We start from the raw sequence: 1,836 nt of genomic DNA, 5'->3' as shown, positions 1-1,836 counted from the left end.
AGCGGGTACGTGCAGCCGGAGATGTACTTTTTCCCTGAGCAGATGATCGGTATACCTCTCCCGAATTTTAAAGAAGAGGTTACTCGGATGAGAGAAAACGCCTTGGCTGCAGGTAGAATGGTGTACACGCAATTCGAGTATGAAATGAGAGTACTAGAAATAACCATTCGTCAAGTATTGTTTTATACTAAAATTAGGAAGATTCAATTTGACAATCTGTTGAGGAAGCTTGACAAGAAAGAAATCTTTGTAAATAATCCATATACGGATTTTCCACTTTATAATGATTACACGATTAGTTTTTGTTCGAGAGAATATCCAGTACTTGATGTTTTGTTAAACCAGATGATATATATGGCTGATGTTGAAGAATATATGAGAGTTGTATCTTCGAAAACTAGATCGGGAGTAATTAATAATGTTGGTGTAAGACATTATCTTTCTAAAAATAGTTTTTCTGATGCCCTTTCAGACATGTCATTTTCCCCCACGTGGTTAAATGATTTGTTTCGAATCAAAATAGACCAGCTTAAAGATATACTTTTGTTGTATTCTTCTTCAGAGAAGTTGAACAAGTTCCTGATTGATTTTGTCCGGCAGCATACCTTCGAGCAGGTGGATTTTGAAACGCTTAATGTTGCCTATAAGCAAGAGTTCGGTATTGACTTGTCGGAATTTTTGCCACAATGGTACCTGGAGAATAAAGTTCCGGCATATATTATAAGGGATTTTAAAATGGAGAAAATTATTGAACCCGAAGTAATAAAAAATCTTGATGTTAAAAAACGTTACAAAGTGCAGGCGAGTATATATAATGTAGGTGAAGTAGATGGTATTATTTCATTTGGTTTTGCTACAGACAGAGGTTCTCAACGACGAAATTTTTTGATAAAAAAGAAGGAGGGGAAAAGAATAGAGTGGATTGGAGATGGGATTGATTATAGCGTAAGTTTGTTTACAAATATAGCTCGGAATATTCCCGAAACAAGAGGTATTACTCCACAAGAAGGTTTTACTACCACAGACACAGTACAGCGAATAGAGCAATTACCCTTTAGTTATTTTCAACCTCCGGCCAACGAGATTATTGTCAACGAGGATGACGAGGGCTTCCGGGTGATACAACCGAAATCCCGTTTGTTACTCGGTCGTTTACTCGGTCAACGGGAAGAAGGATATATCACTATTGATGGTAGTTCTTCGTATGCCGGAGAGTTTCCTGTGTGGACTTATCTTGCCGCACCTTCTTACGCTTACGGAGATATCACGGAGGGTTTTGTGTCTAAAAAAGCCGGCAGGGGAGATTTTAGCGTGGAGTGGCATGCTCCAATAGAAAAGACGGGAATGTATGAAATTTTTGTATACATGACCCCGATACCTTGTTATACGTGTGGACGTTATATGTACAATTGGAGAAATTTGATTCCTACTAATACCATTCAGTTGTTTCAATATTATCAGGTTACATGTGACGAAGGAGTAAAGGAGATTCCTTTGGATGTAAATATCGATTGGAAAGCGGAAAAAGGAGGATGGGTGTCTTTAGGACGTTTTAAATTGACACTCGGAGAACACGTGGTTACTTTAAGTGATAAATCCAATGCCTCGGATTTTAATATCTATGCCGATGCCGTAAAATGGGTCTACCTGGAAGATAAATAGCACTTGGGGACGGGGTTAAAGTGCTATTTATGATTCATGTTAATAGTGTATTTGTGATATAAAGAATTTATGATTATGGCATTATCCTTCCTTTTCACGATAGTTCGTTACCAGGTGAAATTATTATTTCGTGATTGGATTTTATGGCTTTTGTTTTTAGCACTGTTGGTCACG

1 protein-coding gene is annotated in these 1,836 nt (G+C 37.7%); it reads left to right on the top strand.

Annotation, left to right across the window (positions count from 1 at the left end):
- Positions 1-1,662, top strand: a 1,662-nt coding sequence (locus tag DMB45_RS14765; RefSeq protein WP_181416527.1) for a golvesin C-terminal-like domain-containing protein, incomplete at its 5' end; no start/stop codon positions are given.
- Between the last annotated feature and the right edge of the window lie 174 nt (positions 1,663-1,836).

Source organism: Sanguibacteroides justesenii (assembly GCF_003204205.1).
GTDB classification, from domain to species: domain Bacteria; phylum Bacteroidota; class Bacteroidia; order Bacteroidales; family Marinifilaceae; genus Gabonibacter; species Gabonibacter massiliensis.
The sequence above is the reverse complement of the archived record's forward strand: the minus strand, read 5'-3'. Positions and strand labels throughout refer to the sequence as shown.